The sequence below is a fragment of the Cryobacterium levicorallinum genome, from assembly GCF_004402405.1.
GTDB lineage: Bacteria > Actinomycetota > Actinomycetes > Actinomycetales > Microbacteriaceae > Cryobacterium > Cryobacterium levicorallinum.
The window spans coordinates 25,214-40,890 of sequence record NZ_SOFE01000008.1 but is presented as its reverse complement, the minus strand read 5'-3'; the positions used below and the strand labels follow the sequence as shown (position 1 = coordinate 40,890).

Annotated in this window: 17 protein-coding genes; 13 read left to right on the top strand and 4 right to left on the bottom strand. The window is 65.6% G+C overall.

Annotated features, from left to right (window positions below; genetic code table 11):
- The first annotated feature begins 44 nt into the window (after positions 1 to 44).
- Both ffh and E3O11_RS04145 read left to right on the top strand, forming a co-directional pair.
- On the top strand, positions 45 to 1,634 hold the full coding sequence (gene ffh / locus E3O11_RS04150; RefSeq protein WP_092449230.1) for a signal recognition particle protein: 1,590 nt from the start codon (positions 45 to 47) through the stop codon (positions 1,632 to 1,634).
- A 330-nt stretch (positions 1,635 to 1,964) separates the two neighbouring features.
- Positions 1,965 to 2,753, top strand: a complete 789-nt coding sequence (locus E3O11_RS04145; RefSeq protein WP_092449229.1) for an LLM class F420-dependent oxidoreductase — start codon at positions 1,965 to 1,967, stop codon at positions 2,751 to 2,753.
- A 136-nt stretch (positions 2,754 to 2,889) separates the two neighbouring features.
- On the opposite strand, the gene E3O11_RS04140 is transcribed toward E3O11_RS04145, so the two are convergent.
- Complete coding sequence (locus tag E3O11_RS04140) at positions 2,890 to 4,026, bottom strand: glutamate--cysteine ligase (RefSeq protein ID WP_092449228.1); 1,137 nt, start codon at positions 4,024 to 4,026, stop codon at positions 2,890 to 2,892.
- Between the two features lie 201 nt (positions 4,027 to 4,227).
- Between E3O11_RS04140 and rpsP the strand changes: the two genes are divergently transcribed.
- Genes rpsP through rimM form a run of 3 tightly spaced genes read left to right on the top strand, consistent with a single transcriptional unit; the run spans position 4,228 to position 5,533 of the window.
- Positions 4,228 to 4,632 carry a 30S ribosomal protein S16 gene (rpsP, locus tag E3O11_RS04135; protein ID WP_092449227.1) on the top strand — a complete coding sequence of 135 codons (405 nt, stop codon included), beginning with the start codon at positions 4,228 to 4,230 and terminating at the stop codon, positions 4,630 to 4,632.
- 3 nt (positions 4,633 to 4,635) lie between these two features.
- Positions 4,636 to 4,872, top strand: a complete 237-nt coding sequence (locus tag E3O11_RS04130) for an RNA-binding protein (protein WP_035879344.1) — start codon at positions 4,636 to 4,638, stop codon at positions 4,870 to 4,872.
- 4 nt (positions 4,873 to 4,876) lie between these two features.
- Positions 4,877 to 5,533, top strand: coding sequence for a ribosome maturation factor RimM (rimM, locus tag E3O11_RS04125; RefSeq protein WP_233195299.1), 657 nt, complete (start codon positions 4,877 to 4,879; stop codon positions 5,531 to 5,533).
- 115 nt (positions 5,534 to 5,648) lie between these two features.
- Here the strand turns inward: rimM and E3O11_RS04120 are convergent, their stop codons facing one another.
- Genes E3O11_RS04120 through nirB form a run of 3 tightly spaced genes read right to left on the bottom strand, consistent with a single transcriptional unit; the run spans position 5,649 to position 10,319 of the window.
- On the bottom strand, positions 5,649 to 6,887 hold the full coding sequence (locus tag E3O11_RS04120; protein ID WP_092449225.1) for a uroporphyrinogen-III synthase: 1,239 nt from the start codon (positions 6,885 to 6,887) through the stop codon (positions 5,649 to 5,651).
- Complete coding sequence (gene cobA, locus E3O11_RS04115; RefSeq protein WP_092449224.1) at positions 6,887 to 7,696, bottom strand: uroporphyrinogen-III C-methyltransferase; 810 nt, start codon at positions 7,694 to 7,696, stop codon at positions 6,887 to 6,889. The genes E3O11_RS04120 and cobA overlap by 1 nt, the downstream gene beginning before the upstream one ends.
- A gap of 4 nt (positions 7,697 to 7,700) precedes the next feature.
- Positions 7,701 to 10,319, bottom strand: coding sequence for a nitrite reductase large subunit NirB (gene nirB / locus E3O11_RS04110; RefSeq protein ID WP_241994635.1), 2,619 nt, complete (start codon positions 10,317 to 10,319; stop codon positions 7,701 to 7,703).
- A gap of 311 nt (positions 10,320 to 10,630) precedes the next feature.
- On the opposite strand from nirB, the gene nirD reads away from it, so the two are divergent.
- The 8 genes from nirD (at position 10,631) to E3O11_RS04070 (ending at position 15,665) form a co-directional block, all read left to right on the top strand.
- Entirely contained in the window at positions 10,631 to 11,044 is a 414-nt protein-coding gene (gene nirD, locus E3O11_RS04105) for a nitrite reductase small subunit NirD (protein ID WP_233195293.1), read from the top strand.
- Positions 11,041 to 11,895, top strand: a complete 855-nt coding sequence (locus tag E3O11_RS04100) for a sirohydrochlorin chelatase (protein ID WP_092449223.1) — start codon at positions 11,041 to 11,043, stop codon at positions 11,893 to 11,895. The genes nirD and E3O11_RS04100 overlap by 4 nt, the downstream gene beginning before the upstream one ends.
- 9 nt (positions 11,896 to 11,904) lie before the next feature.
- On the top strand, positions 11,905 to 12,738 hold the full coding sequence (trmD, locus tag E3O11_RS04095) for a tRNA (guanosine(37)-N1)-methyltransferase TrmD (RefSeq protein ID WP_092449222.1): 834 nt from the start codon (positions 11,905 to 11,907) through the stop codon (positions 12,736 to 12,738).
- Between the two features lie 9 nt (positions 12,739 to 12,747).
- Entirely contained in the window at positions 12,748 to 13,290 is a 543-nt protein-coding gene (locus tag E3O11_RS04090; RefSeq protein WP_092449221.1) for a hypothetical protein, read from the top strand.
- Between the two features lie 175 nt (positions 13,291 to 13,465).
- Positions 13,466 to 13,807, top strand: coding sequence for a 50S ribosomal protein L19 (rplS, locus tag E3O11_RS04085; protein WP_092108884.1), 342 nt, complete (start codon positions 13,466 to 13,468; stop codon positions 13,805 to 13,807).
- Positions 13,808 to 13,956: 149 nt separating this feature from the next.
- Positions 13,957 to 14,685 (top strand): signal peptidase I, encoded by a 729-nt coding sequence (gene lepB / locus E3O11_RS04080; protein WP_092449220.1) that lies wholly within the window; start codon positions 13,957 to 13,959, stop codon positions 14,683 to 14,685.
- Positions 14,685 to 15,329 carry a ribonuclease HII gene (locus E3O11_RS04075; protein WP_092449219.1) on the top strand — a complete coding sequence of 215 codons (645 nt, stop codon included), beginning with the start codon at positions 14,685 to 14,687 and terminating at the stop codon, positions 15,327 to 15,329. Before lepB ends, E3O11_RS04075 begins: the two co-directional genes overlap by 1 nt.
- A 12-nt stretch (positions 15,330 to 15,341) precedes the next feature.
- Complete coding sequence (locus tag E3O11_RS04070; protein WP_092449218.1) at positions 15,342 to 15,665, top strand: DUF2469 family protein; 324 nt, start codon at positions 15,342 to 15,344, stop codon at positions 15,663 to 15,665.
- Positions 15,666 to 15,677 lie beyond the last annotated feature (12 nt).

Genomic DNA, 15,677 nt, shown 5'->3' with positions numbered 1-15,677 from the left:
TCCGTTTCGAAGTAGCAGCAGCCACCGGTTAAACTAAACGCATCATGGCAACTTTTGGAAACCTCTCAGATCGTCTTGCCGAGACGTTCAAAAACCTCCGCACCAAGGGCAAGCTCAGCGCAGCGGATGTCGACGGCACCGTTCGTGAGATCCGTCGCGCCCTGCTCGACGCCGACGTCGCCCTCGAGGTCGTCAAGGATTTCACCGGCAAGGTGCGCGAGCGCGCCCTCGGCGACGAGGTCAGCAAGGCGCTGAACCCGGCCCAGCAGGTTGTGCAGATCGTCAACGACGAGCTCATTACGATTCTCGGCGGCCAGCAGCGCCGGCTGGAATTCGCCAAGAAGCCGCCGACCATCATCATGCTCGCGGGCCTGCAGGGTGCCGGTAAGACCACCCTCGCCGGCAAGCTCGCGAAGTGGCTCGCCAAAGACGGCCACACCCCGCTGCTCGTCGCCGCCGACCTGCAGCGCCCCAACGCGGTCACCCAGCTCGAGGTCGTCGCTAAACAGGCCGGTGTCGCCGTCTACGCGCCCGAGCCCGGAAACGGTGTCGGCGACCCGGTCAAGGTCGCCCGCGACGGCGTGAAGTACGCCCTGCAGAAGGTTCACGACGTCGTCATCGTCGACACCGCCGGACGTCTCGGTGTCGACGCGGAGCTCATGAAGCAGGCCGCCAACATTCGCAAGGCGATCGATCCAGACGAGGTGCTCTTCGTCATCGACGCCATGATCGGCCAGGACGCCGTCGCCACGGCGAAGGCCTTCCAGGACGGCGTCGACTTCACCGGCGTCGTGCTCACCAAGCTCGACGGTGACGCCCGCGGTGGCGCCGCCCTGTCGGTCGCTTCGCTCACTGGACGCCCGATCATGTTCGCCTCGACCGGTGAAGGACTCGACGACTTCGAGCCGTTCCACCCGGACCGCATGGCCGGTCGCATCCTTGACCTCGGTGACATCCTCACCCTGATCGAGCAGGCGCAGGGTGCCTTCGATGAGGACGAGGCCCGCAAGGTCGCCGAGAAGTTCGCGACCGACTCCTTCACCCTCGACGACTTCCTCGGCCAGATGCAGCAGCTGCGCAACATGGGTTCGATCAAGAAGATGATGAGCATGCTGCCCGGCGCCGGCGCCATGAAGGCGCAGCTCGAGAACTTCGACGAGCGCGAGATCGTGCGCACCGAGGCCATCATCCAGTCGATGACCAAGCTTGAACGCACCACCCCGAAACTGCTCAACGGATCGCGCCGCATGCGCATCGCGAAGGGTTCGGGCATGACCGTCACCGAGGTGAACCAGCTTGTGCAGCGCTTCGAACAGGCCGCCAAGATGATGAAGACAGTCGCCAAGGGTGGTATGCCCAATATCCCCGGCATGGGCCCCATTCCCGGTGCCGGCTACGGCGGCAAGCCCAAGCAGGTGGCCAAGAAGAAGGGCTCCAAGTCGGGCAACCCAGCCAAGCGCGCTGCCGAGAACGCCGCGATTGCCTCGGGCGTTAAGTCTGCCGGTGAGTCTTCCAAAGCGGATGCCGCCGGCTCCGGTTTCGGCCTCGGCTCCGGCGCCCAGCCGGGTAAGGGCAAGGCCGGCGGCCCCACCGAAGAGGAAATGGCCGCGCTGCAGAAAATGCTCGGCCGGTAGTATCCGTTTGGGGAAAGCCTTTGGTGGGCCGGGCCCGCCTTACGGAAGCGGGCCCTTGATGGATCATGGGCCCAGTTTCCGGGCCCGGGCCCGGTCGCAGAAGGTGGGCCCAATCTGCTCGCTGAGTCCGTGGACCGCGCGTAACTCCTGCAAATCGTGAGCGCCAGAAGCCCGTTCCGTGCAAATTACTGGGATCTGCGGTGATCGCCGAAGAAATGGCAGGAGTTGTGCGCGTGCAGTGGCCTTCGGTCGGCGCTGGAGGCCTGGAGGCCTGGAGGCCGGGGGCCTGGGCGCCGGGGCACGAACCGTGGGCGGTCTTAGGCTGGACGCATGACTTCGACGGCGAACCACAACGTGCGCATCGGTGTGCAGATCGCCCCGCAGCACGCCCAATACTCCAAGATTCGCGACACCCTCACCGAGGTCGAGGCCCGAGGCGCCGACATCGCCTTCAACTGGGACCACTTCTTTCCGCTCACGGGCGAGCCCGATGGTCTGCACTTCGAGTCGTGGACCATCCTCGCCGCCTGGGCCGAGCAGACCACGACCCTCGAGTTCGGCGCCCTGGTCAACTGCAACAGCTACCGGAACGCCGACCTGCAGGCTGACATGGCGCGCACGATCGACCACATCAGCGGCGGTCGCTTCATCTTCGGCACCGGCGCGGGCTGGTTCGAGCGCGACTACCAGGAATACGGCTACGAGTTCGGCACTCCCGGCACTCGGCTGAACGCCCTCGATGCCAGCCTGGGCCGCATCGAGGCCCGCTGGGCCAGGCTCAACCCGCCGCCCACCCGCGACATCCCGGTGCTCATCGGCGGTGGCGGCGAAAAGAAAACCCTGCGCATCGTCGCCCAGCACGCCGATATCTGGCACTCGTTCTCCAACCCCGAGGTGCTCGAGCACAAGCTCGGAGTACTCGGCGCCTGGTGCGACGAGGTCGGCCGCGACCTGAGCGAGATCGAGATCTCCACCGAGCTGCGCGGCCGCACGGTGGACGACGCTGACGCGCTCTACGACCTCGGCACGCGCCTGTTCACCGTAGGAATCTTTGGCCCCGACTACGACCTCGGCCAGGCCACCGACTGGCTGGCCTGGCGCGACAGCAAGAACGCCTGACCCGAGCGGATGCTGCTGCGCGGCCCCGCGCTGCTTGCGCGGCTGGTGTGCGCCGCGCGCGAGCCAACAAGGGGCGCCCGTGCAGCGAACCGGCGCGTGGCGACCGCACGGCTTGGGCGCGCGTGCAGCCAACGCGCTAGCTCCCGAGCCCCTCCGCGAGCTCGTGGCTGAGCGCCGCAACCACCGCCGGCAGGCTGCCGTCATGCGTGGCCGCGACGGCGAGCTGCCGCTGGTAGCTCCCGCCCTCATCGATGATGCGGTGCAGTCCGAGCAGCTCCGGCAGGCAGCCGAGCCGCTCGGCGACGGGGGAGAGGGTCTCGATGAGGCGACGCACATCATCCGTTACCAGGCATTCGGCGCCCGCAGCATCGAGGATGATCTCGGCGTCGAGCCCGTAGCGGGCGGCCCGCCACTTGTTCTCGCGCACGAACCACGGCTGCATGCGCGGAACGTCTTCCCCCGCGTCGAGGCGGGTGGACATCCACTCGACCAGGCACTGGATGAACGCGGCGATCGCGCCGAGCTCCACGGACGTCGAGACGCCGTCGCAGACTCGAATCTCGATTGTGCCCCAGCGCGGCGACGGGCGAATATCCCAGCGCACCTCGGTGACGTCCTCGATGATGCCGGTCACGGCCATGTCGTCGACGTAGCGCTCCCAGGCTTCCCAATCGGGCAGGTCCCAGGGCAATCCAGCGGTCGGCAGCTGCTGGAACATGAGCGAGCGGTTGCTGGCATAGCCCGTGTCGACCCCGGCCCAAAACGGGCTCGACGCGCTCAGCGCCTGCAGGTGTGGCACGTAGGTGAGCAGGCCGTTCATGATCGGAATGACCTTGGCCTTGTCCTCGATGCCGACGTGCACGTGGATTCCCCAGATCATCATATTGCGGCCCCACCACTGGGTGCGGTCGATGAGCTTGTGATAGCGGGCTTTGTCGGTGACGGTCTGGTCGAACCACTGCGCAAACGGATGCGATCCGCTGCAGATCAGGTCGACCTCGCGTCCCGAAAGCACGCGGCGCACCTCGCCGAGCTGGTCGGCGACATCCGCTACCGCACCGCCTACGGTGGTGTGCACGCCCGAAACCAGCTCGACCGTATTGAGCAGCAGCTCGCCGGTGATCGTTGGGTGGGCCGAGCCGTCGGGGCCGCGCAGGGCGTCGAGCACTACGTCGGCGATATTGACCAAATCGCCGGTCGAGCGGTCGACGAGGGCGACCTCCCACTCGATGCCCACGGTGGATCGGGCGGATCGGGCGAATTCCAGTGGCACGGGGGCTCCTTGAGTGGGCCGGTAAAAGTCGTTGAGGTCCGATTATCACAATGCCCGCAATCTCTGACAGAATGATTAGTCGCGATCCGTTGTGCCCGACCCTCTATCTCGGTGCAACGTGATCCTATAGAGCTTATGCCGAGTGTGCCCCCACGCTCACGGCCCAAGGTTCGCCAAACAACGAATTAACACTGGAGAATTGTGGCTGTCAAAATCCGTCTGAAGCGCATGGGCAAGATCCGTGCACCGTACTACCGCATTGTCGTTGCCGACGCGCGCACCAAGCGCGACGGTCGTGTCATCGAAGAAATCGGCATCTACCACCCCACGGAGGAGCCCTCGGTCATCGAGGTCAAGTCCGAGCGTGCGCAGTACTGGCTGAGCGTCGGCGCTCAGCCGACCGAGCAGGTTGCTGCACTCCTCAAGCTCACGGGCGACTGGGGCATCTTCAAGGGCGACAAGAACGCTAAGAACACCGTCAAGGTGAAGGAACCGAAGGTCGCTTTCGTCGCTGACGAGAAGAAGAAGCCGGTTCTCAAGCCCAAGGCCGAGAAGCCGGTCGTCAAGGCCCCCGAGGTTGCTGCCGAAGCAACCGAAGAGGCGTAACTGTTGCTTGCTCCCGCGCTCGAACACCTCGTCAAGGGGATCGTTGATCACCCCGATGATGTGCACGTTGCAGAAAAGAACTCGCCCCGAGGCGAGGTGCTCGAGGTTCGTGTGAACCCCGAGGATCTCGGCCGGGTCATTGGTCGTGCCGGTCGCACAGCCAAGGCCCTGCGCACCCTCGTTGCGGCTCTGGCCGATGGTCGACGCGTACGTGTCGACGTCGTCGACACCGATTTCTAGTTCAGTGAACGACACGACGGTGAACGATAGCGAGAAGGACCGCACCCAGCAATTACGGGTGGGGCGCCTGACTAAGGCTCACGGCCTCAAGGGAGCAATCAAGCTCGAACTGTTCACGGATGACCCGGGACGACGTTTCGTCCCGGGCGCCGTGTTCACCCTGCAGGTTCCGACCGGGTCGGCCTGGCACGGCAAGACGATTGAACTCGTCGAGCTGCGCTGGTATAACCAGCACGCGGTCGGTTTTTTTAAGGATGTTCCCGACCGCTCCACGGCAGAAACGCTCGCCAAGGCGATCCTCTGGATCGACGCGGACGTCGCCGAGCAGTCGGATGAAGAAGACGCCTGGTACGACCACCAGCTCGTCGGGCTCGCCGTCATGCGTGACGGTGTGCGCATCGGCACCATCGGTCGCCTCGAGCACATGCCCGCGCAAGATCTGCTGATCGTGAAGACGCCCACCGGCGACGTCATGATCCCCTTCGTGAAGGCCATCGTGCCGAGCGTCGATGTGAAGGCCGGCATCGTCACCATCACCCCGCCGCCCGGACTGCTCGAAGAGCTGCCCGAGGACCCGGCCGATGCTGCAGCCGACGCCGTGGCCGAACCGGTCTCTGAAACGGATGCCGCGGCATCCGCTCTCGAGACCGACCGCCCGTAACGCGCTCCATTCACAGGGCGCGGGACTTGCGCCGCTGCGCGGGAGGCGCAACTCCCGCGTACTGGCGCAGTTCCCGCGCAGGGCGAGGCGCCGGTCACGAGTGGTACCGCCCGGCCTACACGTTGAGCCGGTAGCCTCGTTTGACCACGGTTGCAACCAGTCCGGGCACGGCGAGCGTCTGCCGCAGGCGGCTGAGCGATACCTCCATGGCGTGATCGTCGGAGTAGCCGGCCAGCGCGAGGTCTTCGCGGGAGACGACCGCTCCGCGCGCCCGCACGAGAGCGCGCAGAATGGCGAGTGCCGTCGGGGGAAGCTGCACGCGTTCCTCGCCGATCTGCACGATCGAACCACGCAACTGCAAGAGTCCGTTCTGGGTTTCGATGCGCTCGACCATGTTCTGTTCCAGGTGTTCGCAAACCAGGCGAATCAACGCGCCCATGCGAAACCGGGTCGGTTGAATCGGCGCGATCCCCGCGGCAATCAGCGGCGCACTGGTCACCGGTCCGACGGCGGCCGCGCAGACCTGAGTCTGTAACGCTGCAATCAGCTCGGGGTAGACATCCATTCCCTCTGCCGCGGTGAACAGGGCGTGCACGGCCGGGGCGCTCGTGAAGGTGACGCAGTCCAGCTGACGGGAGCAGATGGCCTCGACAAGCTTGTAGACGCGCGCGTCGCTGTCGTCCATGGCAATCCAGCGGTACGGCGCCACGACGAGCACACGCTGATGCACGGCGCGCAGCCGGTCGAGTTGTACCTCATCGGTGGCCCCGTGCACCTGAATTCCGATGGTCAGTCCCGGCGGATACTCGGCCAAAACCTTGTCAACGAGCGAGGCGGTCGTCTCTGAATCGCTCATTCCAGAGTCATTGAGCCCGGTTGCGCGAATGCCGCCGCGGGCCTTGGGCCCTCGCACCAGAATCGTGGTGTCGGCGAGCGCATCGGTCAGTTCGGAGCCGATTCCGTCGGCCTCGGCCACCTCGAACCAGCGCCGTACGCCGTAGCCGGTCGTCGCGAGCAGTAGATCGGGCCGCGCGGCGATCATGGTGCGGGTATCGTCGAGCAGCGGGCCATCCTGCTGCGAGTGGGCGATGCGCAGCGTCGGTGCGTGAACGACCCGCGCGCCGCGTCGTTCGAAGGCGTCGATCAGGTCGCTTGAGCGGCGATCACTGGTCACGCCGATGCGAAATCCCTCGAGCTGGTTTGGCTGCAGAAACGGGGCAGCGACCTCAATGGGCTCGGTCGCTCCCGGCAGGCGTACGTGCTGCGCCTGCCGGTCCGGTGCCGGCAGCTGCGAAGCGGATTCCGCCGGCTCGCCTCCCGAAGCAGCCTCGGCCCCGTCGTTCGTCGCCGCCATCAGTCGGTCACCGAAAATTCGGCGGCGCGGGCCACGAGGTCGTTCGCGGCCGCGTCACCGCTGAACGCGAGGCGTACGACCTCGCCGACGACCAGCACGGCGGGGCTGCGTACGCCGGCCGCGGCCGCATCGGCCAGCACCGTCCCGAGCGTGCTCACGGTCGTGCGCTGGGTGGCACTGAAGCCGCGCTCGATAATCGCCACCGGCATGCCGACTGGCATGCCGTGGCGGAGCAGGCCCTGGCTCAGGGTCGGCAACGTGCCGACTCCCATCAGCACGACGATGGTGCTGCCGAGCAGAGTGAGACCCTCGAGCTCGTTGTCGGTGAGCGGCGCGTGGCCGCTGATCACGGTGAACGCGTGGCTGATGCCGCGGTGGGTGAGCGGGATTCCCGCCGCCGCCGGAACGGCGATCGCACTGGTGACGCCGGAAATCACGGTCACTGGAATGCCGTTGCGGTGGCAAGCCAGAACTTCTTCGCTGCCGCGCCCGAAGACATAGGGGTCGCCTCCCTTGAGCCGCACCACGCGCTTGCCAGCCAGGGCATGTTCGACAATGAGTTCTTCGATGCCGGTCTGCGAGACCGGATGGCTGCCGGCGCGCTTGCCGACGTCGATGAGGACCGCGTGGGGCGCGAGCAGGGCGAGTTCGTCGTTCGGGGCGAGACGGTCGAACAACACGACATCCGCTTGAGCGATGGCCGTCACTGCTGCGACGGTCAGCAGTCCGGCGGCGCCGGGGCCCCCGCCCACGAGTGTGACTGATCCGGTGCTGACTGACCCAGTCGTTCGGGAATTCTGGGCTGTCATTTGCTTACTCTTTTCGTACAGGAATGCGGCTTCCGCTTAGGAGAACAGTACTCGACGAGGCTCGCTCGGCCGGGGTCGCCGGCCGGATTTGGTCACGCTCCGTAACGAGCACGATGCTCGGGTCGGGTTCGGTCGGCGCGTTCACGAAGGAACGGAACCGGCGCAACCGCTCCGGATCAGCGAGCGTCGCCGCCCACTCGTCCTCATAGTTGTCGACGTGGGCGAGCATGGCCTGTTCGAGTTCCTCGGCCAATTCGAGCGAATCATTGATAACCACGTCGCGCACGTGCTCCAGGCCGCCCTCGAGGTCTTCCATCCAACGGGCGGTGCGCTGCATCCGATCGGCCGTGCGAATGTAATACATCAGGTAGCGGTCGATGTACTTGATCAAGGTTTCTTCGTCGAGGTCGGTCGCGAGTAGCTGCCCGTGGGCCGGCTGAAAGCCGCCATTGCCGCCGACATGCATGTTCCAGCCGTTGTCGCTCGCGATGATGCCGACATCCTTGGCGCGGGCCTCTGCACACTCGCGGGCGCAGCCCGAGACCCCGAACTTGAACTTGTGCGGCGCGCGCAGCCCGCGGTAACGCAGTTCCAGGCGGATCGCGAGGCCGACGGCATCCTGTACTCCGAATCGGCACCAGGTTGACCCGACGCACGATTTCACGTTGCGCAGCGCCTTGCCGTAGGCCTGCCCGGATTCGAATCCGGCGTCGACCAGGATTCGCCAGATGTCCGGCAGCTGCTCCAACCGCGCACCGAACAGGTCGATTCGCTGGCCGCCGGTGATCTTGGTGTAAAGGTCGAAATCGAGAGCGACCTGCGCGATCACGGCGAGTTTGGTCGGAGTGATCTCGCCGCCCGGAACGCGCGGAACGACGGAGTAGGTGCCGTCTTTTTGCATATTGGCCATGGCGCGGTCGTTGGTGTCCTGCAGGGTGCCGCGGCCGGCATCCAAAATGTAGGCGGTGTTCTGACTGGCCAGAACCGAGCCGACGGCGGGCTTGCAGACATCGCAGCCGCGGCCGGTTCCAAAGCGGGAGAAGATCTCATCGCTCGACGTGAGGCCGAGCACCCGCACCGATTCGAATAGTTCCTGCCGGCTTAACTCGAAGTGTTCGCACAGCGCGTGCGACACGGTTTGACCGGATGCCGTCAGCTCGGCCTCGAGGATCTTCTTGACCAGCGGCACGCACGACCCGCACTGGGTGCCGGCCCGGGTGCACACCTTGAGCGCGCCGAGTTCGGTGCAAGCTTCCGTTTGGTGTTCATTGTTCACATCGTCGCCGCGCACGGCGCTCCGCACCGTTCCGGCCGAGACCATGTTGCAGGAACAGACCAGCGCGTCGTCGGGCAGTTCGTCGCCGGCCGGAGCCTCGGTGCCGGCGGCCGAGAGGTAGGCGGCGGGTTCGCTGCTGAGCTCGCGGCCGACCATGGGGCGCAGGGCCGAGTAGGGCGTGGCGTCGCCGACGAAGATGCCGCCGAGCAGGGTCTTGGCGTCGTCGGTCATGACGAGCTTTTGGTACAGGCCGCGGGCCGGGTCGGCGTAGACGATTTCGAGCGACCCCGCCGTGGTGGCAAGTGCGTCGCCGAAACTCGCGACGTCGACGCCGGAGAGCTTGAGCTTGGTGGCCTCGTCGACGGTTGTGAACTCGGCGCTGCCACCGAGCAGCCGGTCGGCCACGACCTCGGCCATGGCGTTGGCCGGGGCGACGAGGCCGACGCAGCGGTCGTTCCAGCTGGCAACCTCGCCGATGGCCCAAATATTCGCATCGCTCGTGCGGCAGTCGTTGCCGATCGTGACGCCGCCGCGGGTACCGACGGCGAGTCCGGCGTCCCGGGCGAGCTCGTCGCGCGGGGAGATGCCGATCGCGTAGACGACCATATCGGCGGCGATCGTACGGCCGTTGCCGAGTTGCAGGCCGGTCACTGCGGTGTTGTCGTCGTTCGTGAGAATGGTGCGGGCCCGAGTGCCGAGGTGCAGCTCGATGCCCTGGGCCACGATGAGCCGGCCGAGGGCCTGTCCGCCGCCCTCATCGAGCTGGGCCGACATCAGCCAGCCGCCGGAGTGTACGATGGCGGATTCGGCGCCGAGTTTGTGCAGTCCGCCGGCCGCTTCGAGGCCGAGCAATCCGCCGCCGGCCACGACGACCTTGGGGGTGCGGCCGAGTGAGGCCGTGAGGGCGGCGAGTTCGTCGACGAGGGCGTCGACGTCGTCGACGGTGCGGTACACCCGAATGTGATCGCGACCGGGCATCTCCGGAACGGGCGCGCTTGACCCGGTGGCGAGCACGAGGTCGTCATACTCGAGCACGGCTCCGGCCCCGGTTGTGACTGTCTGGTTGACCCGGTCGATGCGGGTGGCGCGTTCGTTGATGCGCAGGGCGATCCGTTCGCTGTCCCACGGCGCGGTGGGCTCCAGAGTGAGGTCGATCATTCCGGCGAGCCGCTGGCTCAGCGCGACCCGGTCGTAGGGGCGGTGGTTCTCCTCGGCCAGCACGACGATCGACAGGGTGTGCTCGGTGTCGCGGGAGTGCAGGGCGTCGGTGAGGCGGTGGGCAGCGGGTCCGCCGCCGATCACGATGACCCGGCGCGGCGTCTCGGCAGCGGGAATAGCGGCATCCACTTTGCTCGTCGATGTGACGGCGTGTGTCGCAGTCCCAGCGGTTGTTGCAGGGTCTGGGGCAGAATACGCGGAAGCGGTTTCATTCGAAGCTGGCATCAGCATCCTTTCGAAGCGGGGCAATTGTGAGCGTAGTTCGGGGCAGTTTCCCCCTCGTGTCGCTCGTGTGTCCCGTGCTGGTCGAAAGCCCCACAGCGGCGCACCCCCGCTGTGAGGCGAGTTTCACGGCGAGGAAACATAGGGGGCGTCTGGTTGAAATATGGCCCGCCTACCGTGGGATCAACGCACAAACGCGACAACCCAGGGAGCGCACCATGACGATGACAACCGCCGAGTTTCGCCCTACCGTTGCACTGACCCGCCCCACCCTGGTCTGGGAGCGCGCCTGCGCCGTGGCCGATCTGGAACTCAGCTGGGGCGAAGCGGCCCTCATCCGCGAAAACCAGATCGCCCTGTTTCTGCTCTCGCCCACCGAAATCTACGCCGTCGACCACCGCGACCCGCACACCGAGGCCCACGTCATGGCCCGCGGCATCGTCGGCTCCAAGGGCGACCGCCCCACCATCGCCTCCCCGCTGCACAAAGAGGTCTATGATCTCGGCACCGGAGAATGCTTCACCAACCCGACGCTCGTACTGAACACCTACGAAACCCGCGTGGTCGGCGGTTTCATCGAGGTCGCCGTCGAGACTAAACGGCACGCCCCCGAACTACTCAGTGCCGCATGACCCTGCTCGGCGAACGACTCAGAACCGACCAGGTGCGAACCATTCCGGCTCGCGCCCCCCAGGCTCGCACCGACCAGGTGCGAGCGGATCGACCCCGCAGCAATCAAGCGGATGCCGCGCCCCAGACGGCACTACCCGCCGCGCTCGTCGCCATCTCGCACGGCACGAGTTCTGCTGACGGGCAGGCCGCCATTGCCGCCCTCGTCGATGCCGTCGCGCTCGCGCGCCCCGATCTGAGCGTGACCGGCGGTTTCGTTGACGTGCAACAACCGGATATCGCGGCCAGCCTCGGCGCGCTGCGCCCGAATCGCGCCGCAGTGGTGGTGCCCCTGCTGCTTTCCGCCGGCTATCACGTGCACGTCGATCTGCAACGCGAGTCCCGCGTGCCCGGCCGCGTGACCACCGTCTCCCGGGCCCTCGGCCCCGATGATCGCCTCATCGATGTGCTCGAGCACCGGCTCGCCGCCGCCGGATTCACCGCCCAGCCCGGCCGCGAGGTCGTCCTCGCCGCTGCCGGTTCCAGCGACACACGCGCGGTCGAGGACTGCCGCCGAATCGGCGAGATGCTGGCGCAGCGCCTCGGCGTGCGCGTCACGGTCGGTTTTTTGTCCGCCGCCTCGCCCCGACTGGCGTGCGCCGTCACCGAGGCCCGCCTCCGCAGCGACAGCGTCACCGTGAGTACCTACTTGATGGCACCGGGATTTTTCTTCGACCTGACCCGCGCCCAGAGCGCCGGTGCCGAGTCGGTCACCTCTCCACTGCTGGTGCCGGGCGAACCAGCCCCCGCTCCGCTGGTCGATTTGGTCGTCGGCCGGTACCTTGAGGCGAAAGCGCACGCCGGACTCTTCTAGAATTTGACCATGCGCATCGACATTGTCACCATTTTTCCCGAATTCTTCGATGTGCTCGATCTGTCGCTGCTCGGCAAGGCTCGCCAGAGCGGACTGATCGAACTCGGCGTGCATAACCTGCGCGACCACACCCACGACCGGCACCACTCGGTCGACGACACTCCCTATGGCGGCGGTGCCGGCATGGTCATGAAGGCCGAACCGTGGGGCGCAGCCCTCGACGCCATCCTCGGCGCCGCTCCCGAGGCCGTAGCGACCGAAGCTGTAGCGACCGACGCCGCGGCCGTAGCGACCGAGGCTGCCGCAACTGAAACGCCGACCGCCGTCAACGCCGCCGACGACGGCCCGATCCTCATCTTTCCCTCCCCGGCCGGCGCTCAGTTCACCCAGGCGATGGCCCGCGAACTCTCGCTCGAGCAGCACCTCATTTTCGGCTGCGGCCGGTACGAGGGCATCGACCAGCGCGTCGTCGACCACTATGAAGCCCGCGGCCGGGTGCGCCTGGTTAGCCTCGGCGACTACGTGCTCAACGGGGGAGAGGTTGCCGTGATGGCCATGATCGAAGCCATCGGACGCCTCATCCCCGGCGTCGTCGGCAACCCGGAAAGCCTCGTCGAGGAATCTCACGAAGACGGCCTGCTCGAATACCCGAGCTACACCAAACCGTCCAGCTGGCGCGGCCTCGACGTACCGCCCGTGCTGCTCAGCGGCAACCACGGCGCCATCAGCACCTGGCGCCGTCAGCAGCAGATCGAACGCACCGAACGGGTGCGCCCCGACCTGATGCCACCCGATCTTCTGCCCCCAGCGAACGCCAAGCAAAGCCCCAGCCGCCGTCGATAAACTGGCGCGGTGATCATCCGCCGCGCCTTCTACCACTGGCAATTCATTGCCGCCGGAGCCCTGCCGCTCTGGCTCCTCGTCGGGTCCTCGATCTTTGGATCGGGCGCCTGGGCCGTTCTGGGCATCTTCTTCGGAGCCGTGCTCATCGGCCTCGGGCTTCTCCTCGTCGCCCTCCTTTTCTTTGCGCGCAAAGAGGTGCGCGAAACCCGCGCCGTCTCCTACGCCGACGTCGGCGTTCTCACCCTCTGGCACACCCTCATCATCGCGATCCCCTTTTCCGCGGATGCCGCCGGCTGGCTCAGCGTGTTGGTCATCGTCGGCGGGCTGGCCGTGTTCTGGTTTGCACTCTGGGAGCTGTTCGACTCCGCCAAGCGTCGAATGCGCGCGATGGTCGACCTGGTGGAGCAGACGGCACGCGGGCAGTCTGCACCGGCCGCGCCGGGGCATCCACTGCCCCATGTGTCGCCGAAGACGACCAGGCCAACGCCCGGCTTTGGCCGTACGGGCACCCCGGAGGTCATCGTCATCGAAGAAAAGCGCGACCGCATCTAACTCAATCGAGCCCGACTTTGCAGCCGGGCCTCGTTCATGGCAGAATAGGCGATTGTGCCGCTGCAGGACTCTGCCACAGGGGAACCTGCTTTGTGCGGCGCACAACTCATACTGATTGCTTCGAATGAAGCACCTAGCGTAGTCGACCTGTGGCGGGTACAGAGAGCGAAACAACATGCATATTCTCGACGCGGTAGACGCCCCATCACTGAAGAAGGATCTTCCTGACTTCCGTGCCGGCGACACCGTCAAGGTTCACGTCAACATCATTGAGGGAACCCGCTCTCGTATCCAGGTCTTCCAGGGAGTCGTCATCGGCCGCTCCGGCGAAGGCGTGCGCGAAACGTTCTGCGTTCGCAAGGTCAGCTTTCAGATCGGCGTCGAGCGTACCTTCCCGGTGCACTCCCCGGTCATCGACCACATCGAGATCGTGACCCGCGGTGACGTTCGTCGCGCGAAGCTGTACTACCTGCGCGACCTGCGTGGCAAGAAGGCCAAGATCAAGGAAAAGCGCTAACTTTCGCGCTGACCCAAGGTTCAACCGGATTCTTACTGAGCTCCCCATCACCTAAACTGATGGGGAGCTCAGGCGGTTAAATGACAGATGAAGTGCTCACCTCCAGGTCCGATCATCGGGTGTCAGAGTCGAAGAGGTCCCGAAGCAAAATGGCACGAAGTACGAAGGCGCCCAGCAAGAAGCGCAGCGTCTTGCTGTTCATTCGCGACCTGTTGATCATTTTCGTGGTGGCTTTGCTGATCTCGTTTTTGATCAAGACCTTTCTGATTCGGTCGTTCTACATCCCGTCCGGGTCGATGGAGAACACCCTGCAGGTGGACGATCGCATCATCGTGAACCAGCTCGAACCCGAGCTCATCCCGATCACGCGCGGCGATGTCGTCGTATTCAAAGATCCGGGCGGATGGCTGCTGCCGCAGGCCGAGATCGTGCAAAACCCGATCGTTGCCGGGGCCGACTGGCTGCTCTCGGTCGTGGGCCTGTCTGCCCCCGACAGTAACGACCACCTGATCAAACGGGTCATCGGCCTGCCCGGCGACCACGTCGTCTGCTGCAACGCCCTCGGCCAGATGAGTGTGAACGACGTTCCGCTCGACGAATCCGCCTACGTGCTGCTGCCGGCCGGCGAGGCCAAGGTCTCCGACATCGACTTCGACGTGACCATCCCGGACGACTCGCTCTGGATGATGGGGGACAACCGCTACAACTCCAAGGATTCCCGGTTCAACGGCGAGACCGCCGGTCAGGGCTATGTGCCCGTCGAGAACGTCGTCGGGCGGGCTCTGGTCGTGAGCTGGCCGCTGGCCCATTGGGCCTGGCTCGATGACTACCCCGACGTCTTCCGCGAGGTCGAGCAGGCCGAGCAGGGCACCGAGTAGTGGCAGTATCTGATCCCACCCTCGACGTGGAGTTCGACCTGCTGCACCGCGGCGCGAGCTTCGTCATCGGGTGCGACGAGGTCGGCCGCGGTGCCCTCGCCGGGCCGGTGGCCGTCGGATTCGCCGCGGTGAACGCATCGGTTCTGACCATGCCCCTTGGACTGCGCGATTCGAAGATGCTCAGCGAGCCGCGCCGCGAACTTCTTGCGCCGCTCGCCGCGGCCTGGGCGACGTTCTCGGCTGTCGGACTCGCCTCGGCCGCGGAGGTCGACGAACTCGGCATCATCGCCTGCCTCGGCCTGGCCGGCAAGCGTGCCCTGTCCGACCTGTATGCGCAGGGCGTCGACGTGGCCGGCAGCATCGTGCTGCTCGACGGCAGTGACGACTGGTTGAATAAGGCGCTGGCCACCCCGCTGAACGTCGTGACCCGCATCAAAGCCGACCGGGATTGCGGGTCGGTCGCGGCGGCATCCGTTATTGCGAAGGTATACCGCGACCGTCTGATGATCGCGGCGCACGATGACGAACCTGGCTACGGCTGGGCGTCGAATAAGGGCTATGGCAGCGCGGCGCACATGAGCGCGATCGACCTGCTCGGACCGAGCCCTTTACATCGAAAATCGTGGCTGAAAATCTCATTGTAAGATGAGGTCACCATGGAAGAAGACGAAATCGAGGACTACGACCGAGAGGTCGAGTTGGCCCTGTACCGGGAATATCGAGACGTCGTTGGCCAGTTCCAGTACGTTGTCGAAACCGAACGACGCTTCTACCTCGCGAACGAGGTCGAGTTGGTGCGCCGTGACACTGAGCACGACTTTTATTTCGAACTGACTATGAAGGACGTCTGGGTCTGGGACGTTTACCGCTCCGACCGGTTCGTGAAGTCGGTACGCGTGCTGACCTTCAAGGACGTCAACGTGGAAGAGCTCGCGTCGAAGGACTTCGAACTTCCCAAGGAACTTGCGCTCGACGAGTAAGGAACGACTCCG